This window comes from Streptomyces typhae, assembly GCF_009755605.1.
Taxonomy (GTDB): domain Bacteria; phylum Actinomycetota; class Actinomycetes; order Streptomycetales; family Streptomycetaceae; genus Streptomyces; species Streptomyces typhae.
Genome location: NZ_WPNZ01000006.1, coordinates 389,241 through 410,751 on the forward strand (window position 1 = coordinate 389,241; position 21,511 = coordinate 410,751).

21 protein-coding genes and 1 pseudogene are annotated in these 21,511 nt (G+C 70.5%); 13 read left to right on the plus strand and 9 right to left on the minus strand.

Translation table 11 applies throughout. The features are described from left to right. Positions 1-8 precede the first annotated feature (8 nt). Positions 9-887 carry an acyl-CoA thioesterase gene (locus GPA10_RS13835; protein WP_157165753.1) on the plus strand — a complete coding sequence of 293 codons (879 nt, stop codon included), beginning with the start codon at positions 9-11 and terminating at the stop codon, positions 885-887. 231 nt (positions 888-1,118) lie between these two features. Then, positions 1,119-1,718, plus strand: coding sequence for a tetratricopeptide repeat protein (locus GPA10_RS13840; protein WP_157165754.1), 600 nt, complete (start codon positions 1,119-1,121; stop codon positions 1,716-1,718). Between the two features lie 139 nt (positions 1,719-1,857). Here GPA10_RS13840 and GPA10_RS13845 read toward each other — a convergent pair whose 3' ends face one another. Continuing rightward, positions 1,858-2,928 (minus strand): DUF6397 family protein, encoded by a 1,071-nt coding sequence (locus GPA10_RS13845; protein ID WP_246259067.1) that lies wholly within the window; start codon positions 2,926-2,928, stop codon positions 1,858-1,860. 91 nt (positions 2,929-3,019) lie between these two features. Here GPA10_RS13845 and GPA10_RS13850 point away from each other — a divergent pair, with 91 nt between their 5' ends. After that, positions 3,020-3,184 (plus strand): hypothetical protein, encoded by a 165-nt coding sequence (locus GPA10_RS13850; protein WP_157165755.1) that lies wholly within the window; start codon positions 3,020-3,022, stop codon positions 3,182-3,184. 101 nt (positions 3,185-3,285) lie between these two features. Here the strand turns inward: GPA10_RS13850 and GPA10_RS13855 are convergent, their stop codons facing one another. Then, positions 3,286-3,699, minus strand: a complete 414-nt coding sequence (locus GPA10_RS13855; RefSeq protein WP_058850559.1) for a roadblock/LC7 domain-containing protein — start codon at positions 3,697-3,699, stop codon at positions 3,286-3,288. 93 nt (positions 3,700-3,792) lie between these two features. Here GPA10_RS13855 and GPA10_RS13860 point away from each other — a divergent pair, with 93 nt between their 5' ends. Next, positions 3,793-4,221, plus strand: coding sequence for a PPOX class F420-dependent oxidoreductase (locus tag GPA10_RS13860; protein WP_058850558.1), 429 nt, complete (start codon positions 3,793-3,795; stop codon positions 4,219-4,221). A gap of 67 nt (positions 4,222-4,288) precedes the next feature. Here the strand turns inward: GPA10_RS13860 and GPA10_RS13865 are convergent, their stop codons facing one another. Beyond that, the gene (locus tag GPA10_RS13865; RefSeq protein WP_343040794.1) at positions 4,289-4,987 is read right to left on the minus strand and encodes a GTP-binding protein; all 699 of its coding nucleotides are present in this window, start codon (positions 4,985-4,987) and stop codon (positions 4,289-4,291) included. A gap of 309 nt (positions 4,988-5,296) precedes the next feature. On the opposite strand from GPA10_RS13865, the gene GPA10_RS13870 reads away from it, so the two are divergent. Then, positions 5,297-5,896, plus strand: coding sequence for a class I SAM-dependent methyltransferase (locus GPA10_RS13870; protein ID WP_157165757.1), 600 nt, complete (start codon positions 5,297-5,299; stop codon positions 5,894-5,896). A 55-nt stretch (positions 5,897-5,951) separates the two neighbouring features. Here the strand turns inward: GPA10_RS13870 and GPA10_RS13875 are convergent, their stop codons facing one another. Beyond that, positions 5,952-6,707, minus strand: a complete 756-nt coding sequence (locus tag GPA10_RS13875; protein ID WP_343040806.1) for an alpha/beta fold hydrolase — start codon at positions 6,705-6,707, stop codon at positions 5,952-5,954. Between the two features lie 126 nt (positions 6,708-6,833). On the opposite strand from GPA10_RS13875, the gene GPA10_RS13880 reads away from it, so the two are divergent. After that, complete coding sequence (locus GPA10_RS13880; protein ID WP_157165759.1) at positions 6,834-7,355, plus strand: PadR family transcriptional regulator; 522 nt, start codon at positions 6,834-6,836, stop codon at positions 7,353-7,355. Positions 7,356-7,483: 128 nt separating this feature from the next. Here GPA10_RS13880 and GPA10_RS13885 read toward each other — a convergent pair whose 3' ends face one another. Continuing rightward, complete coding sequence (locus GPA10_RS13885; protein ID WP_343040795.1) at positions 7,484-8,392, minus strand: oxygenase MpaB family protein; 909 nt, start codon at positions 8,390-8,392, stop codon at positions 7,484-7,486. A 94-nt stretch (positions 8,393-8,486) separates the two neighbouring features. On the opposite strand from GPA10_RS13885, the gene GPA10_RS13890 reads away from it, so the two are divergent. Together GPA10_RS13890 and GPA10_RS13895 are read left to right on the plus strand one after the other, a co-directional pair. After that, a complete protein-coding gene (locus GPA10_RS13890; RefSeq protein ID WP_058850553.1) occupies positions 8,487-8,786 on the plus strand; it encodes a hypothetical protein in 300 nt (99 codons plus the stop codon). 479 nt (positions 8,787-9,265) lie between these two features. Continuing rightward, complete coding sequence (locus tag GPA10_RS13895) at positions 9,266-10,105, plus strand: hypothetical protein (RefSeq protein ID WP_157165841.1); 840 nt, start codon at positions 9,266-9,268, stop codon at positions 10,103-10,105. 209 nt (positions 10,106-10,314) lie between these two features. Here GPA10_RS13895 and GPA10_RS13900 read toward each other — a convergent pair whose 3' ends face one another. Further along, on the minus strand, positions 10,315-10,497 hold the full coding sequence (locus GPA10_RS13900; protein WP_058850551.1) for a hypothetical protein: 183 nt from the start codon (positions 10,495-10,497) through the stop codon (positions 10,315-10,317). A 121-nt stretch (positions 10,498-10,618) separates the two neighbouring features. After that, positions 10,619-11,674 carry an acyl-CoA desaturase gene (locus GPA10_RS13905; RefSeq protein ID WP_157165760.1) on the minus strand — a complete coding sequence of 352 codons (1,056 nt, stop codon included), beginning with the start codon at positions 11,672-11,674 and terminating at the stop codon, positions 10,619-10,621. A 263-nt stretch (positions 11,675-11,937) separates the two neighbouring features. Here GPA10_RS13905 and GPA10_RS13910 point away from each other — a divergent pair, with 263 nt between their 5' ends. The 4 genes from GPA10_RS13910 to GPA10_RS13925 all read left to right on the plus strand — a co-directional run bounded on the left by GPA10_RS13910 (position 11,938) and on the right by GPA10_RS13925 (position 17,952). After that, positions 11,938-14,826 carry a DEAD/DEAH box helicase gene (locus tag GPA10_RS13910; protein WP_343040796.1) on the plus strand — a complete coding sequence of 963 codons (2,889 nt, stop codon included), beginning with the start codon at positions 11,938-11,940 and terminating at the stop codon, positions 14,824-14,826. After that, a complete protein-coding gene (locus GPA10_RS13915) occupies positions 14,823-14,960 on the plus strand; it encodes a hypothetical protein (protein ID WP_157165761.1) in 138 nt (45 codons plus the stop codon). The genes GPA10_RS13910 and GPA10_RS13915 overlap by 4 nt, the downstream gene beginning before the upstream one ends. Then, positions 14,960-16,231 carry an SWIM zinc finger family protein gene (locus tag GPA10_RS13920; RefSeq protein ID WP_157165762.1) on the plus strand — a complete coding sequence of 424 codons (1,272 nt, stop codon included), beginning with the start codon at positions 14,960-14,962 and terminating at the stop codon, positions 16,229-16,231. Before GPA10_RS13915 ends, GPA10_RS13920 begins: the two co-directional genes overlap by 1 nt. A 350-nt stretch (positions 16,232-16,581) precedes the next feature. Further along, entirely contained in the window at positions 16,582-17,952 is a 1,371-nt protein-coding gene (locus tag GPA10_RS13925; protein ID WP_157165763.1) for an esterase-like activity of phytase family protein, read from the plus strand. A gap of 64 nt (positions 17,953-18,016) precedes the next feature. Here the strand turns inward: GPA10_RS13925 and GPA10_RS13930 are convergent, their stop codons facing one another. Together GPA10_RS13930 and xylA are read right to left on the minus strand one after the other, a co-directional pair. Then, the gene (locus tag GPA10_RS13930; protein ID WP_198351595.1) at positions 18,017-18,346 is read right to left on the minus strand and encodes a hypothetical protein; all 330 of its coding nucleotides are present in this window, start codon (positions 18,344-18,346) and stop codon (positions 18,017-18,019) included. A gap of 367 nt (positions 18,347-18,713) precedes the next feature. After that, positions 18,714-19,880 carry a xylose isomerase gene (gene xylA, locus GPA10_RS13935; RefSeq protein WP_157165764.1) on the minus strand — a complete coding sequence of 389 codons (1,167 nt, stop codon included), beginning with the start codon at positions 19,878-19,880 and terminating at the stop codon, positions 18,714-18,716. A gap of 137 nt (positions 19,881-20,017) precedes the next feature. Between xylA and xylB the strand changes: the two are divergent. Continuing rightward, positions 20,018-21,451, plus strand: a pseudogene (gene xylB / locus GPA10_RS13940) (xylulokinase); the annotation flags it as partial. Between the last annotated feature and the right edge of the window lie 60 nt (positions 21,452-21,511).

Here is a 21,511-nt window from a genome sequence, read left to right on the forward strand (position 1 = left end):
GGACCGCCATGAACAATCCCGCCGACCGCTTGGTCGACCTGCTGGACCTGGAACAGATCGAGGTCAACATCTTCCGCGGCCGCAGCCCGCAGGAGTCCCTCCAGCGTGTCTTCGGCGGGCAGGTCGCCGGGCAGGCACTGGTCGCGGCCGGGCGCACCACGGAGGGTGACCGGCCGGTCCACTCGCTGCACGCGTATTTCTTGCGGCCCGGCCGGCCGGGTGTGCCCATCGTGTACCAGGTGGAGCGGGTGCGCGACGGTCGTTCCTTCACCACGCGCCGTGTCACGGCGGTCCAGCAGGGTCGCACCATCTTCAACCTCACCGCTTCCTTCCATCAGCCCGAAGAGGGCGCTTTCGAACACCAGCTGCCGCCGCGCATCGACGCGCCCGACCCGGAGTCGCTGCCGACGGTCGCCGAGGAGATCAAGGACCACCTGGGCGCTCTCCCCGAGCAGTGGGAGCGGATGGCCAGGCGGCAGCCGTTCGACATCCGCTACGTGGACCGGCTGCGGTGGACAGCCGAGGAGGTCGAGAACGCCGAGCCGCGCAGCGCGGTGTGGATGCGCGCCGTCGGCCCGCTCGGCGACGATCCGCTGGTGCACACCTGCGCGCTCACCTACGCCAGCGACATGACTCTCCTCGACGCCGTCCGCATCCCGGTCGAGCCGCTGTGGGGCCCTCGCGGTTACGACATGGCCTCTCTGGACCACGCCATGTGGTTCCACCGGCCCTTCCGCGCCGACGAGTGGTTCCTGTACGACCAGGAGTCCCCGATCGCCACGGGCGGCCGCGGTCTCGCGCGAGGGCGCATCTACGACGTCGAGGGACAGCTCCTCGTCTCGGTCGTCCAGGAGGGGCTCTTCCGCCCGCATACTCCTCGCACCTAGGAGACTCCCGCTCCGAGCGCACGGCCGGCCTCACGAGCGGAGGGCGACTTTCCGCAGTCGACGGAGTGAAGGGGGCGGACGGTGTGGGCGGGCTGAATGGAAGGTTCGGTCGACAGGACATGGCTGCCTCGGGGGTCGGGACGGGTGCACCAGCCGGGACCGGCGCGGTGCCCAGGACGTATGGGAGCGGCTTCCTCGATCCGGGGAGGTCGGAGGTGATGGGAGCGCCACATGCAGGACAGCGACACGACGGGCTCGGGCTCGGGCAAGGACTCGGACAGGGACTCGGGCGGACAGAGGGACTTGCCCGCGGCAGCGGATGCGGTCACGGTCGCCGAGGACGAGTGCGGCCGGATACTCGCGGAGGCCGTACGCCTGCGTGAGAACGGCGACCGCGAGGAAGCACGAGGCCTTCTCGTACCGCTCAGCGAACGCTTCCCGGACGACGCCGAGGTCGCCTACCAGACCGCGTGGGTACATGACACCCTTGGCCTCGAAGCCGAGGCTCTGCCGTACTACCTGCGCGCGATCCAGCAGCCCGGTCTGTCGGACGACGACCGTCGCGGCGCGCTCCTCGGTCTCGGCAGCACGTACCGCGTCCTTGGCCGGTACGAAGAGGCCGTCGCTTCCCTGCGCGACGCGTCCGCCGAATATCCGGACGACGGCGCCTTGAAGACGTTCCTGGCCATGGCGCTCTACAACACGGGCCAACCCCACGAGGCGATGGGCATCTTGCTGCACCTGCTCGCCACGACGAGCCAGGACCCTGGCATCACCGCCTACAGCCCCGCCATCAAGCACTATGCGAAGGACCTCGACGAGACGGTGTAGGCGACGAGCCTGTGCGGGCGCGGCGCGGTCTCAGCGCGGGCGCGGTCGCCCGTCGCGGTCGCCGTAGACGGCGGTGGGGCGGTGGTGGTGCCCCGCCACGTGCAGGCCCGCGTGCCGCGTCGAGTTCCTCCGGCCGGGTTCAGTTCCGCCAGCGGCGGAACCACTTCCGCAACCCGCGTGGTTCGCCCGGATCCGTGCCTCGTACCTGCCCCAGGGGCTCCACGTCGTCCTGCGTGCGTTGTGTCGAGATGGCGCCGTCAGCGGGTGTGGCAAACCACGGCGGCAGGGCGGGCCATGGTGGTGGGGCGGGCATCGGCTCATGGACGGGGGCCAGGTGCGGGGCGAGCATCGAGCGCGGGTCGGGCGCCGGGGACGCGTCGGGCACCAAGCGTGGACGACGAGGTGAGGCCAGGATGGGCGGCCTGCCTGGCCGGGGTGCGGGTCGCAGCCTGCGGGCCTCCTCCAGCGTGAGGATCAGGTTCGCCCGCACCCAGCTGATCTCGTCGGGATCGTCGGCTGTCGTGATCCGTTCGACGAGGCGCCCCGTGGGGGATTCCGCAGCTGTCTGCGTGAATGGCTCAGGGCCGAGCCGGTTCAGATAGGCGCGTTCGTAGGGATCCCTCACCACCTCGGCAAGCTGCACCGGGTCGAGCAGGGACGCGCTGGCGGCGGCGCGTTCCCACGGGTCCTCCGACTGCCGCAGCAGGAACCCCGCGTGTCGGCCCCGCCAGTTCCGTGCCCGCAGGTCGCCCCCGTCCTCCAGCCGGTCGCGCACCGTATGCGGCGCGCGGCCGGTGAGCAGTGCGGCGTTCGCCGCCGAGGCCGCGAACTGTTCCAGTTCCTCCGCGAGATAGAGCCAGACGACCGCCCGATAACGATTGACGTACCACTTGACGGGCGTCAGAACGCCGGCGCGGGCCAGGCGTGAGAAGCGTGCGGGAGTGATTTCCATGAGCGCCGCGCCCGCTGCGGTTCCCACCGTCTTGATGTGCTTGCGCAAGGACTCCGGGTAGCCCGGTGTGTCCCGCACACGGTCGATCTCGTCGAGCCGCACCCGGCGCCTGCCGCCCTCGGGGTCCGCCACGGTGCGTACCCGGCCCAGCATCACGGCGAGGTCGAACTCGCCTCGCTTCAGTCCCAGTTCGCGTGCTGCCCGACTGCGGGCGACGGAGGGCGGCCAACTGCCCGATGAGGTGGGAGGGCGGTTCAAAGGGTCCGGCGTCGTTGGCGCCGGCGCGGGGGCGGCAACCGCCCGGGGGACACGGGCGGCCACGGGCGGGGTCACGAATGCCGCTGCGGACGTGGGTGCCGACGCGATGAATGTGGATGCAGGCGTCATGGATGCGGATGCGGGCGCCACGGATGCGGATGCGGATGTGGATGCGGATGCGGGCGCGATGGTCCTGATCTCGCCGGTCATGTCGGTTCTCCCCCGTGCGTGGTCATTGCTCGTGGAAAAACCGTAGCCCGCCCGGCCCTCATCCCGCTGGGCCTGTGGATAACTCTGAATCTTGCCGCGTTTCAGCAGGTCGGAGCGGATAAACGGCCAGCAGGCCAGAGCGGTGGGTCAGAGGTCCACGACCTGGGTCCGCTCCGGGTGGCGTGCGCCCACGCCCAGGTGTTCGCCGACGCGGTTCACCAGCAGCGTCATCTCGTATGCGACCTGTCCGATGTCGGCCTGCGCCGAACTGAGCACGCACAGACAGCTGCCTTCGCCCGCCGCGGTCACGAACAGGACGGCGTCGTCGAACTCGATCATGGTCTGCCGGACGTTGCCCGCGTGGAAGTGCCGGCCCGATCCCTTGGCCAGGCTGTGCAGGCCGGACGACACCGCGGCCAGGTGTTCGGCGTCCTCACGCTGGAGTTCCGCGCTCGCCGCCGTCACCAGGCCGTCGTTGGACAGCACCAGCGCGTGCCGCACGTGCTCCACACGCCTCGTCAGATCGTCGAGCAGCCAGCCGAGCCCCGTATTCTCCGCCATGGTCCCTTCTCCCCGTATGTCGCTCCCCCTGGCTGGAGGATCCGACCTGCCAGCCTTCCCCACCTCCAGCCTCCCGGCAAGCATGATGGGGACATGGCACAGAAGATGACCGACGAACAATGGCGAGGCTTCCTCTCTGACGGAACCCGCACCGGCAAGCTGTCGACCGTCCGAGCGGACGGAAGCCCGCACGTGGCACCGATCTGGTTCCTCCTGGACGGCGACGACCTGGTCTTCAACACCGGAAAGGACACAGTCAAGGGGCGCAATCTGGCGCGCGACGGGCGCGTGGCCCTGTGCGTGGACGACGACCGGCCCCCGTTCGCCTTCGTCGTCGTGCAGGGGAACGCCGAGCTGGTCGAGGACCTCGAGCAGGTACGGCATTGGGCCGCCCGCATCGGTGCTCGCTACATGGGTGAGGACCGGGCCGAGGAGTTCGGCGCGCGCAACGGCGTGCCCGGCGAACTGCTCGTCCGCGTCCGGATCTCCAAGGTGCTCGCGTACGACGCCGTCGCGGACTGAGGATCCGCCCCGGTCGACGGGGCGCCGCCTCTCGACCGCACCTCGTTCCGCGGGGCCGGTCACGCCGTCATAGCGAGTCGAGCAGCCGGGCGGTGTGCATCCGCCCGGCGTACTCGACGAGGCGTATGAGCACTTCCTTTCCCGAGTCGCGGTCGCGTGCGTCGCACAGCACCACTGGTGTCACCAGGCCGAGGTCGAGCGACCGGGACACGTCGTGGCCGTCCGTGCACCCCAGCGAGAAGCAGTTGACGGCCACGACGAACGGGATGCGGCGGTGCTCGAAGTAGTCCACGGCAGGGAAGCAGGCCTCAAGGCGTCGGGGGTCCGCAAGGACGACTGCGCCGAGGGCTCCCTTTGACAGTTCGTCCCACAGGAACCAGAACCGGTCCTGGCCGGGCATTCCGAAGAGATACAGCGACAGACGGGACCTGATGGCGATGCGCCCGAAGTCCAAGGCCACCGTCGTGGTCACCTTCCTGTCGGCTCCTTCGGTTCTCTCGGTTCGCCCGGCGCCGTCGATCGGCTGACCCTGCCCACTGAGGTGTTCGATCGGCTGGCCCTCCTCACTGAGGTGTTCGGTCGGCTGCCCCACCTCACTGAGGTGTTCGGTCGACTGACCAGCCTCACTGAGGTGTTCCTCGGTACGCAACGGCCGGATGTCACTGACAGCACCGACCAGGGTGGTCTTGCCGACGCCGCATCCCCCGGCGACCAGGATTTTCAACGCCGTCACGGTGCCCCCAGGCTCGTGGGACGCGGCGGTCACTGCGACCACGCACTCTGAGGAGCATCGTCCGGATGCCAATGCCGATGCCGAACGCAGAGGCAGCGGTGAGAAGCCGCTTGCGGCGCGTACGACAGCACGAGGGTGAGCCAACCGAAGGCGGCGTGGTCCAGGTGTCCCATGGCCCAGGGACGCTAGTCCCGCGCGGGGCGCACGACGGAGGCGCATTGCGAAAGCTGGTACGGAAATTTCGAATGTTGCCGAGATGCGTCCTCCGTTGTCCTCGGACGATCGGACCTCCCCTGGACGCGCATCACGGCGTTGCCCGGCGCATGCGGAATCATGAGGCGCATGACCGACGACCACACGCGCGTCCAGGAGTTCTTCACGGCGCGCGCCGCCGACTGGGACAGCCGCTTCTCCGACGACGGCCCGGCGTATCGCGCGGCGGTGGCCGAGCTCGGCCTGGGCCCGGGTGATCGCGTCCTCGACGCAGGGTGCGGCACCGGGCGGGCGCTGTCGGCGCTGCGGGACGCCGTGGGGCCGAGGGGCACCGTGCTGGCGGCCGATCTCACCCCCGCGATGCTCGAGGCCGCGGTGCGGGCAGGCAGGACCGCGCACGGTCGGCTGCTGCTGGCCGACGTGGCCCGGCTGCCGCTGCGCACGGGGTCCCTGGACGCCGTGTTCGCCGCGGGATTGATCGCGCATCTGCCCGACCCGGCCGTGAATCTCCGGGAACTGAGGCGAGTGGTGCGCGCCGGTGGGCAACTCGCGCTGTTCCACCCCATCGGCCGGGCGGCGCTCGCCGCCCGGCAGGGGCGGCAGATCACACCGGACGATCTGCGCGCGGAGAACAACCTCCGGCCACTGCTCTCCGGTTCGGGCTGGCGTCTCACGTCGTACGTGGACGAGGACGCCCGGTTCCTCGCCCTCGCCGTGCGGGAGTACTGACGACCGGGGTGCGACGGACGGTCACGGTCGGCCGCGAGCCCACGGCACCCTCCGGTCAGCTCTTCCCGGCGACCGCCTCGGCGAAGGCTGCCGGGTTGTCCAGCATGACGTTGTGCCCCGCTTCGGGTACGACGACGACCCGCACCCCGGACGCCACCAATGCGTCATGTCCCGCCAGGTCGCCACTGAGCCCGCCCTGGAGATAGACGCGGTCCATCGGGAGCCGCATCAAGGTCGCGCGCAGGGTGGGGTCGGTGCCTCGGACGAGCCCGGTCGCACTTCGGTGGAGAGCCACCGGGTCGGCCAGCCGCATGGTCGCGGCCCACAGTGGCCCCGCCTGCTCCAGCACGCGCGCGTGCCCCTCCCCTACGAAATGCTCTTCTTCGTAGGCAGCGATACGGCTGCTGCCCGCCGTCCCGGGCGGGTGCGCGTCCAGGTTGGCCTCCGTGAGGACCAAGCGTGCCACCAGGTCGGGGCGCCGGTCGGCGAGGACGATGGCGACGGAGCCACCCATGCTGTGGGCGACGAGGTCTGCCTGCTGTACGGCGGCGGCGTCCAGGGCGGCCGCCACGGCATCCGCGTGGTCCTCGAGGGCATAGCCGAAGTCGGCGGGCCGGTCGCTCAGGCCGTGGCCCGGCAGATCCAGGAACAGTGACTTGCGCCCGGCCAGTTCGGGCCTGGCGGCGATGTGCGCGTGATAGGGCGCCGACGCCGCGCCCAGACCGTGAACGTACACCCGCGCGGGGCTGTGGCCCGCGCTCTCGGTCCAACGGATCAAGCTCCCCTTCTTGTCGAAGCGCGCTTCCCGTATGGACATGCCCGTCTCCTAGTCGTCGTTCCCGCACTCACGCGCTTCCGCGTTCAGGCTCGGAGACTATACATCGTCTACGAAGTACTACGGAGGCGATGTACACCGGGGATGGGGCAGAATGCAGGCATGCTGGAGCTCGCCATCCTCGGCTTCCTGTACGACCACTCGCTGCACGGCTACGAGCTGCGCAAGCGCATCACGGCTCTCACCGGTCACGTCCGCCCGGTCGCGGAGAGCACCCTCTATCCGGCCATCAAACGTCTGGAGAGGGCCGGCCTGCTCGTCCGTGAGACCCAGCCCGGTGCCGTTGCCGCGCCGCGCCACGTGCTGAGCCTCACCGCCACAGGCAGACGCGAACTGCGCCGTCGCCTGGCGGATCCCGCACGGACAGACATCACCGACGAGAACCGGTGGTTCACCGTGCTCGCCTTCCTGCGCCATCTGGACGATCCGGCAGCCCAGTCCGCTGTGCTGCGGCGCCGTCTCGACTTCCTCCAGGAACCGGCGAGCTTCTTCTACGAAGGCGACCGCCCGTTGCGCGCCGAGGAGCTCAAGGATCCTTTTCGGCAGGGCATCCTGACCATCGCCCGCGCCACGAGCCGCGCCGAACTCACCTGGCTGCGCAGGACACTGGCGGCCCTGGGCTGACGCCGAACGCTCCGGACGACTCAGTCAGACCGACTAAGACGGGTTCCGGCCGAACTGAACCAGCTCAGACCAGACCAGGCCAGACCAGCCGCCCCGGGCCGGTTTCGACCACCGGGCCGCCGCCCCCGTCAGTCCTGTCGTCGCGCCGCAGGCAGATCCATGTGGCGCACCGGGCAGCCACGCACACCGGGGACCGGGTGCGTGCCGAGTTCGTCCACGCGGTAGCCGTCCGGATAGCCCTTGATCTCAGGGTTCTGGCGTGCGTAGTGCGGGGCGGTGCGCGGCGGCAGCAGACGTACGGCGCGGCCGCGCAGCCACACCGCGCGCCGGACCAGGGCCTTGGAGAGGGGATGGGGTTCTTCGTAGCGGAAGGCTTTCAGGAGTGCGGGGTCGAGCAGGGCCACGGTGACCGCGCGCAGGGTCGGCGCCAGGGGGCGCGGGTACCAGGAGGCCATAAGGTCGATGGTCGCGTCGGAAACGGCGCGCGCGCCCTCGTCCCATCCGAAGTGAGCGTCTTCGTAGGAGTCGAGGCACTCGGCGAACTCTTCGTAGCAACCGGGGATGTCCCTGATGCCCAAATGCCGCCCCAGGGTGCGGTAGTACACGGCCGACGCCTCGGCCTCGTGACGTGAGAACCTGCGCCACCCGTAGGCGTCGATCCAGCGCTTGGGTGTCACCACGAACGTGCACAGCACGTACCGCATGTCGTCGTTGCTGATGTCGTAGCTGCGATGCATGTGGTTGATGCGTCGTACGGCCGCGCGCCCGGTGTCGCTGTCGAAGCCGTGCTCGACGATCGCGTCCAGCAGCAGGGCCGTGTCGTCGTACCGCTTCTGTGTACGTTCCGTCAGCTCCGCCGTCTGTGACAGGAGTCGGCCGATGCTCGGCACGGCGTACGTGCGGTAGAGGGCGAGTTCGAGGGCCCGGGTGAAGTCCCAGGGGAACTCGTACACGGCGGAAAGCCGGTAGATGGCCAGGAAGTCCTTCTCCGGGTCGAGGCTCCGGATCTGCCGCAGCCGCGCGTAACGCCTCTGCACTGGACCACCCTTCCGTCACCGATCTCCAACTCTACGGTGGAAACCGACAGTTGAGCCGCTCATGGGCGAGATCCATGCGAGTAAGGTGGTCCACATGTTCGACAAACTGCGCAGACTCCGGCACGGGCGCAAGCCTTCGGCTCCCTCGACCGAGGTGGCGAGCGGTGACAAGGCGCGCCCGCACAACCTCTTCGAGGCAGCCGCCGTCTACGTGGCGGCGGCTGCCGAGGACGATCAGGACCGGCTCGACGAGGCCGCGAGCTGGGTGTCGCCGGAGGCGCTGTCCTTCGGAGTCAACGAGCTCGCCTGCCGTGCCGTCATCGCCCTGGCCCGGGAGCGCGACGAGTCGCCGCGCGTCGTGGCGCGTACACTCCTCGGCCTGCCGTCCGCCTGACGTCGGTGTGGGTGGGGTCGGGGCATACGAGTGCCGCACCGGCCGGGATTCCCATGGCGTCGGCGAGAGCGAGGCGTTCACGTACCTCACGCGGCGTCCGGGGGCGGTAACCGGGGCCCCAGCCGCAGCAGTCCTGCCGGAAGCGCACTCCGGCGTTCAGGAGCACCGTGAGGGCACGCCATGCGGCGGTGTCCCGGCGCTTGGGCACCGCCAGGGCGGAGCCGGCGTTGAGGAGCTGATCTCCGCACTGCGGGCAGACGTCGCGGCGCACGCGCGCGTAGTCCGCCGGTTTCTTGAAGGACGCACGGCACGGCAGGCAGACGAAGTGTGAACTGGCCCTGGGCATGTCAGCCACCCTAGGTGGCGCCTCCAGCAACGCACGAGCGGATTTTCCCGGTCATCCACCCTCGACGGCACCGATGGCCAGTGGTTAGGGTGCGCCGACGGAGGATGAAGTGGCCAGTGATGGGGAGGCCGACATGGCCGGGACGGACGACGCTGCCGCCACCGACGACGACGCGCTGTACGTGCTGACGGCGGTACTGCTCACGCCCGCGAAGTTCCCCAGCGTGCTGGGCGACGACTACCCGGAGGCGTGCGCGGCCCTGGGGCTGCCTCCTCTTGCCGCCGGGTACGGCTTGGTCCTGGGTCAGGACGGTGCCGGCGCGCGCTGGACCGTCGTCACGGACGACGTGTCGCTCGTCGCCGTCGCCATCGCCGCCTGGGACTGCGGCATGGAGTACGACCTGTCGCCCGGCGAACGTACCGTGGTCACCGGGCTGCCCGGCTGGCCGCTCGCGGTGGCGGTGGCCGCCCCCGGAGTGCCCGCCCCTCACGATCCTGAACCGGACCCCGACCAGCCGGACCTGCTCCCCCTCGCTCCACCCCCGACGGACACGTGGGGCCCCGCCCAGCGTCGCCTCGGAGCCGACGAGATAGCCCTCCAGTGGGCCGTGTGGCGTGAGCAGATCGACGACGCGGACTTCACCGTCGCGGAGGATGACGCGGAGGGCCCCGAGCCGGGCGGTGCGGCGAGTCCGCGGTCCGAGTCGCTGACGGGTGTACGGCGCGTCCTCGCGGAGGCGCGCACCTACGTGGAGACGCCTCCGCCGCTCGGGCGGGTGCGGTCGTCCTTCGCCTCCGGTGAGGCACGCACGCTGCGTGCCGACGGCCCCGGCTGGTCCATGGTCGCCAGGACCGACGACATCGCGTTCGTGTTGATGGACGAGGAGCCCGGTGAAGTGCTGCCCGTCGGGCGTGGAGCGGAACTCCCCGAACTGCTCGACGCGCTCGACAAGATGGCGGTTCGCCCCGTCTGAGACCGGATCCGTGTCGTCCCGCTGCGGTTCACAGCGTCCAGCCGCATTCAGACAGTCAAATGCGCGGCTGTCTGCCTGGACGATCCACCTGTCGATGCCAGTGCTGGAGCGGTTCCGCCCGCGATACGGGGCGAAGTGGTCACAAGCCCGGTGTTTCCGCCGCCTGGCCTGACGCTCTCGGGGTCTGCCGTGACGGTCGTCCGAGCCGCTCAGCGGCCGAGCTCCTTGCGTGTGACGCGGCGCAGCCTGCGTCGCTGCTCGGTGTCGAGCGTCAGGTAGGCCGCCGCCGGGACACCGAGCACGATCAGGAATGCTGCCCACCAGGGCAGCCAGATCAGCAGGATGATCCCTGCCGCAACGCCCCCCGCGGCGATCTTCGCCTTCTTCGACATGTCCGTCGCCTCCTTCGCGGCTGCGCCGCCGCTCTCTGCTGTGCCGCTCTGCTATGAAAAACGGGTCGGGACCGCGTCCGGTTCCGGAGCGCGACCCTGACCGATCCCTGATGTGCGCCCCCTACTCGACCCTGAGCGGTTCGCCGACCTCGTACATGTGACGCAGCACTTGCCGGTAGGAGTCGACGAGCCCGGTCTGTGCGTAGGACATGCCCACAGCATGACAGTGCGCGCGGACCATGGGCTGGGCAAGGCGCAGATGCGGGCGGGGCATGCTCGGGAACAGATGGTGTTCGATCTGGTAGTTCAGACCTCCGAGGAACCAGTCGGTGAGAGCGCCGCCGCGGATGTTCCGCGAGGTGAGGACCTGTCGCTTCAGGTGGCCCCAGCGCTCGCCGTGCGGGTCGGGCATCTCCATGCCCTTGTGGTTGGGGGCGAAGGCCATCCCCAGGTGCAGCCCGAAGAGTGCCTGGTGCAGGGCGGCGAAGGCGAGGGCGTGCCCGAGGGGCATCGCCGTGAGCAGCAGCGTCACGTACCCCAAGAGGTGGATCACCAGCAGCGGCCCCTCGACGGCTCGCTCGCGGCGGCTCTGGCGGCGCAGGTCGCGGAAACCGTAGACCTTCATGGCGATGCCCTGCAGCAGCGTCAGCGGGAAGAAGAGCCATGCCTGATTGCGGGTGAGCCAGCGCCGGAAGCCGAGGCGGAACCTGGCCTGCCGTGCCGTGAACACCAGGACGTCGGCTGCGACGTCGGGATCCTTGCCGGTGTGGTTGGGGTTGGCGTGGTGGCGGTTGTGCTTGTCGTTCCACCAGCCGACGCTCATTCCCAGGAGCAGGTTGCCGTGGAAGAGGCCTATGAGGCGGGCGACAGTGCGGTTGCTCGTGATCTGGGAGTGCCCGGCGTCGTGCCCGATGAAGGCGGTGCGGGCACAGAACACGGAGAGCACCGGCGCGAGGAGCAGGACCCACCAGGAGTGCCCGATGGCGAAGAGTCCCGCGCCGACGGCAGCGAGGGCGGCGGCGTTGGCGGCGATGCTGCGCACGTACCAGCCGGTGCGCTGCTCCAGGAGCCCTCGCGCGCGGACGGCGCGCAGAAGCGGGGCGAAGTCGCTTCCGGAGGAATGCCGTGCGCTGACGTCGGTGGGGCGTACCGCGACGGCTGTGGCAGCCTGGGGCATGACAGGGTCTCCGGTCTCCATGAGGGTTCTCTGGCCTCGAGGGTTCTCTGACCTCAGGAAACGTACGGATCGACCACCTTCGGCGACCATGACGCCACCCCCCGCGTTTCCCCGGGTGCCAGCGCCCGGTCATAGGGGTGCTGAATACACCCGTAGGGGAAGTGACGGGGATCACGCGCCGACTGACGCCACATTCTTGCTATTGATGAGGTACTCTCAGCCGCTCGACTCCATTAGTCAAGTTTGAGGAATGCGTCATCTCTGTGCACAGACTGCCCGCTGTCACCCTCTCCGAGATCTCCGATCTCTCTCGATACTGCGTCGTCTTCGTGCCCGGCGATCCCGCGCGCACGGGTCACGTCGCGTTCTGGCATCCCGACGGCGACACCCCGCCCGACACGCAGGCAGGCACCGTCGGCGAACTCACTGTCGCCACACCCGGCGGAGCGAACATCGAGGTGGCGACCGTGCCCGCGTCGCTGCTCCCCGTCGGAGCCGCGCTGCCGGTGCTCACACGCGCGCGAACCATGACCGGCGCCCATCCCACAGCCGTCTTCTGGGGCACCGCGGCCGTCCTCGCCCTCCAACTGGCGGCCCGCGGACTGCTGTTGCCGGGGCTCTCCGAGAGCGACCACGACGCCTGGCGTGCGGGCCCGCTGAACACCGACGACCAGGAGCGGCTCCGCGACCTCGCGGCCGCGATGCCGCCGGCCGCCCACGCCGTCCACCTGGATGCCACCACGCCGCCTCGGCTGCCCGCTCCAGAGCAGCTGCTGCGCCACTTCCTCGACGCGGTCGCCGACACGCTGCCGCGCTCCCCTGCCGCCGTGTCGGCCGCCGGACACCCGGCGTACGCCGCGCCGGAGCCCCAGCACCTCCCCGCACAGCGCGCCTGGGCCTCCGACGTCGCCGCCGGGCACGACGCGGGAGTGCGGATCTCGCTGCGCGTCGAGGTGCCCGGACTGCGGTCGGACAACTCGGAGGAGAACGCACTGCCGTTCCGCGCCGTCGTCCAGGTCCACAGCGTCAGCGACCCGTCACTCGTCGCGGACGCCGCCGAGGTGTGGACCGGCGCGGGCGCCGCAGCGGAAACGTTCGGCCCGGCTGCCCGCATGGCCGCCCTGTTGGCGCTGCGGCGCGCCACGCGCGCGTGGACGCCGCTCGGCCCGCTGCTCTCGGCGGCGGTGCCGGACGCGATCGAACTCGCCGACGAAGAGGTCACCGAACTGCTCGGCGAAGGGGCGCGCATACTCGCCGTCGCCGGCGTGGACGTGCACTGGCCCCGGGAACTCGCGCGCAGTCTCACCGCCCGCGCGGTTATCGGCCCCGACGATTCCGAGGCGGGCGGGGGCGCCACCGACAGGGCCCGGGACACCTTCGGCTCCGACACGCCCTCGTACCTCTCGGCCGACGCGCTCCTCGCCTTCAACTGGCGTTTCGCTCTGGGCGACCAGGAGCTGAGCCGCGAGGAGCTCGACCGCCTCGCGGAGGCCAACCGCCCGGTGGTACGGCTGCGGGACCAGTGGGTCCTCGTCGACCCCGGCGAGGCACGCCGCGCCCGAGCACAGCACGACCGCAAGGTCACCCCGATCGACGCGCTGGGCGCGGCTCTGACCGGCACCACGGAGGTGGACGGCCGCCGCGTCGACGTCGAGCCCACGGGGTGGCTCGCAACCCTGCGTGAGCGCTTGGCGGACCCGGAGGGCATGGAGCCCGTGGGGCAACCGCCAGCACTCGCCGCCGAGCTGCGCGATTACCAGCTGAGGGGGCTCAACTGGCTGGCCCGCATGACGTCCTTGGGACTCGGCGGGTGCCTGGCCGACGACATGGGGCTCGGCAAGACCATCACCCTGATCTCGCTGCATCTGCACCGGCAGAGCCACGAAGAGACCGCGGGACCCACGCTCGTGGTGTGCCCGACCTCCCTGATGGGCAACTGGCAGCGCGAGATCGAGAAGTTCGCGCCCGGCACCTCCGTGCGCCGCTTCCATGGCGCCGGGAGGGCGCTGGACGACGTGGCTGACGGCGAGTTCGTGCTGACCACGTACGGCACGATGCGGCTCGACGCGGAGCGGCTCGACGCGATCGGCTGGGGCATGGTCGTGGCCGACGAGGCCCAGCACGTGAAGAACCCGTACTCGGCCACGGCCAAACAACTGCGCACCATCGGCGCCCGCGCGCGCGTGGCACTCACCGGCACCCCCGTGGAGAACAACCTCTCCGAGCTGTGGGCGATCCTCGACTGGACCACTCCGGGACTGCTCGGCAAGCTCGGCGCCTTCCGCACCCGCTACGCCCAGGCCGTCGAGGGCGGCGCCGACCCGGCGGCCGCCGAACGCCTCTCGCAGCTGGTGCGGCCCTTCCTGCTGCGCCGTCGCAAGTCCGACCCGGGCATCGCTCCGGAGCTCCCGCCCAAGACGGAGACCGACCGCGCCGTCGCCCTGAGCACCGAGCAGACGGGCCTCTACGAAGCAGTGGTCCGCGAGACGCTGGCCGAGATCTCCGGAGCCGACGGCTTCACCCGCCGCGGACTGATCGTCAAGCTGCTGACCGGCCTGAAGCAGATCTGCAACCACCCCGCCCAGTACCTCAAGGAGGACAAGCCGCGCATCACCGGCCGGTCCGGGAAACTGGAACTCCTGGACGAGTTGCTCGACACGATCCTCTCCGAGGAGGCGAGCGTCCTGGTCTTCACGCAGTACGTACAGATGGCACGGCTCATCGAGCAGCATCTCGCGTCGCGAGGCATCGCCTCGCAGTTCCTCCACGGGGGAACCCCGGTGGCCGCGCGGGAGGACATGGTCCGACGTTTCCAGGAAGGCGAAGTCCCCGTCTTCCTGCTGTCGTTGAAGGCAGCCGGCACCGGCCTCAACCTCACACGGGCCGAGCACGTCGTGCACTACGACCGGTGGTGGAACCCCGCCGTCGAGGCCCAGGCCACCGACCGGGCGTACCGCATCGGGCAGACGCGGCCCGTCCAGGTGCACCGGCTGATCGCGGAAGGCACCATCGAGGACCGCATCGCAGAGATGCTGCTGCGCAAGCGCGAACTCGCCGATGCCGTCCTCGGCTCCGGCGAGGCAGGCCTCACCGAGCTGACCGACGCCGAACTGTCCGACCTGGTCGAGCTGCGAGGGGGAACCTCGCGATGAGCGGAGCGTACGGCGCGCGGGCACTCTCGGCGCGGACGACCTGGAAGGTGTCCCGTACGGCGGGGCGGGCCGACGGGCGCATACGGACAGCAGAGACGGCAACAGCAGTGGTGGCGACGGGAGCGACGGCGTGATGGCGTACGACGACGAACGGACCTTCGAGGCGCTGCCCACCCCGCACGGGAGGGGGTTCGCCCAGACCTGGTGGGGACAGGCATGGATGAAGGCCCTGGAAGACACAGCACTGGATCTCGGGCAGCTCAAGAACGGCCGTCGGCTCGCGCGGGCGGGGGCGGTGGGCGCCGTCTCGGTGCGGCCGGGGCGCATCACCGCCATCGTGCAGGACAAGGACGGCACCCAGCGCCGCTCGGACGTGCTGCTGCAGGAGTTGAACGACGAGGGGTGGGATCGCTTCCTCGGCATGGCCGTGGAGCGGGCCGGACACGTCGCCGCACTGCTCGACCGGGACATGCCACCGCATCTCGTGGAGGACGCGGCGACCGCCGGAGTCGAACTGCTGCCCGGCATCGGCGACCTGGAGCCCGAGTGCGACTGCGAGGCATGGGACCACTGCGGGCACACGGCAGCCCTGTGCTACCAGGTGGCTCGCCTGCTCGACCAGGACCCGTTCGTGCTGTTCCTGATGCGTGGCCGGGGAGAACGTCGGCTTCTCGACGAGTTGCAGGTGCGCAGCGTCGCGCACCGGTCCGCGCCGGACACCGCGTGGACGGAAGCGCGAGAAGCTCCTCAGGAGGGCGTGGCGGCCTCTGAGGCGTACGCGGGCGGCTTCGTGCTGCCGCCGCTGCCCGAACTCCCCGCGCTGCCCGCACAGCCCGGTCTGCCGCCCTCCCTGGACACGGAGACGGCCCCGCCCCCGGGCGTGGACGCGGCGGCGCTCGAGTTCCTGGCGGACCGCGCGGCAGCCGAAGCCCACCGGCTGTTGGCCGAGGCGCTGGCCCCGAACCATGCACAGCAGCCCGTCGAGCCTCCGTTGACGCCGGATGAGGACGGGGTCCGGCTGGCGGCGGGCGCGCCGCCGACCGTCGTCGCCGACCGGCTGGCATCCGATACGGGGCGCGACCGTGGCGGGCTGAACCGTGCGGTGCGCGCGTGGGAGGTCGGGGGGCGTGCCGCCCTGGCCGTCCTGGAACAGGAGTGGGTCTTGGAGGCAGAGTCGCTGGCACGCGCGCGTGCCGCGCTGGATCAGGCCTGGGAGGAGGACGAGCGACCCGTCCTGCGCGCGGCCCGGAACCGCTGGACGGTGGTGGGTGCCGACGCCCAGCTGCGCCACGGCCGCGACGGTCGGTGGTGGCCCTACCGCAAGGAGCGCGGCCACTGGGTCCCGGCGGGCCCGGCCGCACACGACCCGGCGACCGCCCTGGCCGCCGTCACCGCGGGTGAGTGACATGTGCGACGTACGCGGCTGAAACACACTCAGCGGCCACCGGCGCGTCCGGAGTGGTGACACGTGCGCCGGGAACACCGGCGCATGCACTCCCCCTGGTCAGCGATTGAGCGAGGTCATGTCATCCCGGAACGTGGAACGCGGCGGTGCAGTTGTGCGGGTCCAGCCGCACGGGAGACGAGAGGGGCGTTGGGCCCCGCCACAGCGGACAGCCTCGGTGATGACGGCGCCTCCCGCCCCTCGCGGGAGGCGCCGCCGGTGTGTCATGCGGTGTTCATCCGGGTGACGGCTGGTGTTCGTGACGGCGGCGAAGGGTGGCGCCGTCACACACCCCCGCCCCAGGAGGCCCGATGTCCCCGCACGCCGCAGGCCGGCGCCGTGTCCGCCGTTCTCTCACCCTCGGCGCGCCGCTCGCCCTGCTGACCGCGGTCGCGGTGGCCGGTACGGCCGTAGGCGCCCAGACGGACACGTCCGGCGAGGGCCGCAGCAGGCAGGCCGCGCCTCGCGTGACCGCCACCGCGAAGCTGGGGACCATACCTCTGGGAGGCTTCAGCAACCGTCTGCTGCCGGGCACCGTGCGCGACGACCGTGGCGTGAACCTCGGCGGCATAGGCAGTGACATATATCCGGCCGGCCGCAAGGGTGAGTTCTGGACAGTCACCGACCGTGGACCCAACGGGCAGATCAAGGTCGACGGGAAGAAGCGGCGGACGTTCCCCGTGCCCGGCTTCGACCCGGCCGTCGTGAAGATCCGGGTGTCCGGACGCTCCGTCAAGGTCGTCGACGCGCTGCCCGTCACCACCCGCTCCGGGAAGGCCGTCACCGGTCTGCCGAACCAGAAGGAGCGCGACGAGGCCCCGTACGCGTACGACGCCCGTAAGCCTCTCCACTACGACCCGAACGGCCTGGACACCGAAGGCATCGTGCGGGCCAAGGACGGCAGCTTCTGGCTGGTCGACGAGTACGGACCTTCTCTGGTCCACGTCTCCGCGCGCGGCAAGGTCATCAAGCGCTATGTGCCCAAGGGGCTGAAGTTGCGGGGCGCGGACTATCCGGTGGCCGAGAAGCTGCCTGCCGTACTGCTGCACCGGAAGATAAACCGCGGCTTCGAAGGGCTCGCTCTCCTGCCGAGCGGCGACCTGATGATGGCGGTCCAGAGTCCGCTGTCCCTGCCGGACGGGGACGCGGGCGACAGCTCGCGTACGACGCGACTGCTGCGGTTCTCGCCCGAGAAGCAGGCGGTCACCGCCGAGTACGCGTACCGCTTCGACCCGGTCGGCATCGTCGACCCGGGCGAGGACGACACCTCCGAGCTCAAGATTTCCTCCCTGGTCGCCGTGGGCCGGGACCGGCTGCTCGTCGAGGAGCGCACCGACAAGGCGGCCCGGCTGCAGCTCGTACGCCTGACCAGGAGTGCCGACATCCTCGGTGACCGGTGGGACGACGCTGCGACCCGCCCCTCCCTGGAGCAGTTGGACGACCCGGCCGCGTCCGGGGTGCCCGTGCTGCCCAAGCGTTTGGCCGTCGATCTGCGCACTGTCGCCGGGGTACCGGGCAAGATCGAGGGCGTGGCCCGCGTGGACAGCCGCACGCTGGCACTGATCAACGACAACGACTTCGGGATGACCGACGGCCCGGAAGCCTTCGACAAGAACGGCCGCCTGGTGGACAGCGGCATCAGAACGACCGTGACCTACGTGAGGCTCCCCAAGGGTCTGTGAACACCCCTCCCACCGAGCCATGATCGATGTGACCGTCCTCTTCAGGAGGGCGGTCACACGCCTGTCAGGGCAGCTCGCCGGTGGCGGACGGGCCCGGCATGTCGAACCTGCCGTTCAGCTCTGTGGGCAGTGTCGGAAGGCCACTGGGGAGGCTGGTCGGCAAGTCGCTCGGCAGCCGGGTCCGGATGTCGCTGGGCAACCGGGTGCGGATGTCACTGGGCAACCTGGTCCGGATGTCGCTGGGCAGGTCTGTGGGGAACTCCGACGGGACGCTCAGCGTCGGCGTGGGCCTGGAACTGCTGCTTCTGCTGCTCTCAGAAGGGCTCTTCTTGTCCGGGGAGTCGTCGCCTCCGGTGACCAGCAGAACGACCGCGACGACGACTCCCACGGCCACGAGGGCGACGAGCAGGAGGAACAGGGGGCGGCGTCTTGGCGGGCCGCCCGGCGGGGGCTGCTGAGGCCCGCCGTCGTCCCCGGGAGGGGGTCCGTACCCGCCCGGAGGTGGGCCGTACCCACCGGGCGGCCCGTAGCCACCGGGTGGCGGGCCGAAGCCGCCACTTCCCGGTGGAGGCGCGTCACCCGGCGGACGAGGGGGCTGCGGTGGTTGCGGCGGCATGGCCATACCACTGAGAGTCGCCGCGAACCGACCAAGAAGCGACCCCTAAGGAGAAGTTGCTCTTCCTGCGTCGATCCTGCATCCAGTGGAGCGCCTGTACGAGTGCACGGCCGGACGGCGGCTGCCGGGTCCACCGTCGCCGCTCTCAGCCCCTGACGCCCAACAAGTGCTCCGTGGCCAACTGGTCGAGCCGCTCGAAGGCCATACCCCGCGCGGCGGCCCCCTCCACGTCGAAGGCTTCGAAAGCGCCCCGGTCGGCGAGCAGACCCGCGAGTCCGTCCTCCGCGGTCGGCCGTGCCAGCTCCGGCAGACGTGCCGCCCGTAGGGCTTCGACGACATCGGGGTCCGCGCGGAAGGCGGCCGCACGGTCACGCAGGATCAGGTAGTTGCGCATGCAGCCGGCCGCGGACGCCCACACTCCGCTGTGGTCCTCCGTACGAGGAGGCTTGAAGTCGAAGTGGCGCGGACCGTCGTAACCGCCCCTCTCCAGGAGGTCGACCAGCCAGAAGGCACCGCGCAGGTCGCCCGCGCCGAACCGCAGGTCCTGGTCGTACTTGATGCCGTTCTGCCCGTTGAGGTCGATGTGGAAGAGCTTGCCGGCCCACAGGGCCTGGGCGATGGCGTGCGGGAAGTTCAGTCCCGCCATCTGCTCGTGGCCCACTTCGGGGTTCACTCCGTACAATTCCGGCCTCTCCAGGCGTTCGATGAACGCGAGGGCGTGCCCGACGGTGGGGAGCAGGATGTCGCCGCGTGGCTCGTTCGGCTTGGGCTCGATGGCGAACCGCAGGTCGTAACCCTGCTCGGTGACGTAGGCACCCAGCAGGTCGAAGGCCTCCTTCATGCGCTCCAGGGCGTCGCGCACGTCCTTGGCGGCCCCGGACTCGGCGCCTTCCCGGCCGCCCCAGGCGACGTACGTGCGCGCACCGAGCTCCACCGCGAGGTCGATGTTGCGGATCGTCTTGCGCAGTGCGTAGCGCCGTACGTCGCGGTCGTTGGCTGTGAACGCGCCGTCCTTAAACACGGGGTGCGTGAACAGGTTGGTGGTCGCCATCGGCACGACGAGACCGGTCGCGTCCAGGGCCTGCCGGAAGCGCTTGACATGACCGTCGCGTTCGGTTTCCGACGTCCCGAACGGTATGAGGTCGTCGTCGTGGAAGGTCACTCCGTAGGCACCCAGTTCAGCCAGATGCCGTACGGAATCGGCGGGGTCCAGCGGGGCGCGGGTGGCGTCTCCGAATGGGTCCCTGCCCTGCCAGCCGACGGTCCACAGGCCGAAACTGAACTTGTCCTCACGGGTGGGCCGGTAGTTCATGTACGACTCCTCGCCGACGGTTCGACTATTTCGTCATGGCGATTGACAAATTAGTATCCCGGGACACCGCTGGGAAGGTCGAAGGAAGCACGTTCCCGGAACGCACGTCCGGGAGAGCCGCCAGAACGGAGTCGTCGATGTCATCAGCGCCATCAGGCCCCCTCGTCGTCGGTGTGGACAGTTCCACGCAGTCCACCAAGGCCCTCGTCGTCGACGCGGCCACCGGGGAGGTCGTGGCGAGCGGCCAGGCACCCCACACGGTCAGTCCGGGAACATTCCGGGAGAGTGACCCCGAGCAGTGGTGGGACGCCTTCCGCGAGGCGCTGCGCCAGTGCGGCGCCGCCGCCCGGGAGGCGGCTGCCGTGTCGGTGGGTGGTCAGCAGCACGGCCTCGTCACGTTGGACGCCGGGGGCAGGCCGGTGCGGCCGGCGCTGCTGTGGAACGACATGCGCTCCGCGCCGCAGGCCCGGAGGCTGGTCGAGGACCTGGGCGGCTCCGAGGTCTGGGCCGACCGGGTGGGAAGCGTGCCCACGCCCTCGTTCACGGTGACGAAGTGGGCCTGGCTCGCCGAGCACGAGCCCGCGTCGGCACAGGCCACGGACGCCGTGCTCCTCCCCCACGACTACCTCACGTACCGCCTCACCGGCTCCCGTACCACCGACCGCGGCGATGCCTCCGGCACGGGATGGTGGGCGTCCGCCACCGAGTCCTACGACGAGGAGATTCTGCGCCTGGCGGACCTGGACCCGGCGCTCCTGCCGCGCGTGGTGCGTTCGGGCGAGGTCGCGGGCACGGTGCACACCGACGGGGAGCTGCCCTTCTCCAAGGGCACGCTGGTGGCTCCCGGCACCGGCGACAACGCTGCCGCCGCCCTCGGCCTCGGCCTGCGCCCCGGCACACCGGTGCTCAGCCTGGGCACGTCCGGCACCGTCTACGCCGTTTCCGAACACCGCCCCGCGGATCCGACCGGAACGGTTGCCGGTTTCGCAGACGCGCGCAGCGCGTGGCTGCCGCTGGCCTGCACCCTCAACTGCACGCTCGCGATCGACCGGATGGCCGCCCTGATCGGCCTCGATCGGGATGCCGTGCGCCCCGGCGGGACGGTGACCGTGCTCCCGTACCTGGACGGCGAGCGCACACCGGACCTGCCTCACGCTTCTGGGATGCTGCACGGCCTGCGTCACGACACGACGCCAGGGCAGGTACTCCAAGGGGCGTACGACGGGGCCGTCCACGCTCTCCTGGGAGCCCTGGACGCCGTCCTGGACGCCGAGGCCGACCGCTCCGAACCATTGCTCCTCATCGGCGGCGGCGCCCGGGGCACGGCCTGGCAGGAGACGGTACGCCGCCTCTCCGGTAGGCCGGTGCAGATCCCTGAGGCCCGTGAACTCGTCGCCCTGGGGGCCGCGGCGCAGGCTGCCGGGCTGCTGGCCGGCGAGGACCCGGCCGCGGTGGCGCGGCGCTGGGGGACCGCGCGCGGCTCCGTACTCGACGCCGTGGAACGCGACGAGGAAGCCCTCTCCAGGATCACGTCCGTCCTCTCCGGTGCCGCGCCCTTGCTGAGCGGGGATCATAAGGTCGGCACAGTTCCCGGGGCCGGTGAGGTCTCTGAGGGTGATACGCGTCGCGGG

Excerpts from the sequence above, each read along its gene's own strand:
- GPA10_RS13890 (WP_058850553.1), top strand. The coding sequence starts at position 8,487 with ATGTTCGACAAACTGCGCAGACTCCGGCACGGGCGCAAGCCTTCGGCT.
- GPA10_RS13900 (WP_058850551.1), bottom strand. The coding sequence starts at position 10,497 with ATGTCGAAGAAGGCGAAGATCGCCGCGGGGGGCGTTGCGGCAGGGATC.
- GPA10_RS13870 (WP_157165757.1), top strand. The coding sequence starts at position 5,297 with ATGACCGACGACCACACGCGCGTCCAGGAGTTCTTCACGGCGCGCGCC.
- GPA10_RS13835 (WP_157165753.1), top strand. The coding sequence starts at position 9 with ATGAACAATCCCGCCGACCGCTTGGTCGACCTGCTGGACCTGGAACAG.
- GPA10_RS13895 (WP_157165841.1), top strand. The coding sequence starts at position 9,266 with ATGGCCGGGACGGACGACGCTGCCGCCACCGACGACGACGCGCTGTAC.
- GPA10_RS13860 (WP_058850558.1), top strand. The coding sequence starts at position 3,793 with ATGGCACAGAAGATGACCGACGAACAATGGCGAGGCTTCCTCTCTGAC.
- GPA10_RS13840 (WP_157165754.1), top strand. The coding sequence starts at position 1,119 with ATGCAGGACAGCGACACGACGGGCTCGGGCTCGGGCAAGGACTCGGAC.
- GPA10_RS13855 (WP_058850559.1), bottom strand. The coding sequence starts at position 3,699 with ATGGCGGAGAATACGGGGCTCGGCTGGCTGCTCGACGATCTGACGAGG.
- GPA10_RS13880 (WP_157165759.1), top strand. The coding sequence starts at position 6,834 with ATGCTGGAGCTCGCCATCCTCGGCTTCCTGTACGACCACTCGCTGCAC.
- GPA10_RS13905 (WP_157165760.1), bottom strand. The coding sequence starts at position 11,674 with ATGCCCCAGGCTGCCACAGCCGTCGCGGTACGCCCCACCGACGTCAGC.
- GPA10_RS13915 (WP_157165761.1), top strand. The coding sequence starts at position 14,823 with ATGAGCGGAGCGTACGGCGCGCGGGCACTCTCGGCGCGGACGACCTGG.
- GPA10_RS13925 (WP_157165763.1), top strand. The coding sequence starts at position 16,582 with ATGTCCCCGCACGCCGCAGGCCGGCGCCGTGTCCGCCGTTCTCTCACC.
- GPA10_RS13920 (WP_157165762.1), top strand. The coding sequence starts at position 14,960 with ATGGCGTACGACGACGAACGGACCTTCGAGGCGCTGCCCACCCCGCAC.
- xylA (WP_157165764.1), bottom strand. The coding sequence starts at position 19,880 with ATGAACTACCGGCCCACCCGTGAGGACAAGTTCAGTTTCGGCCTGTGG.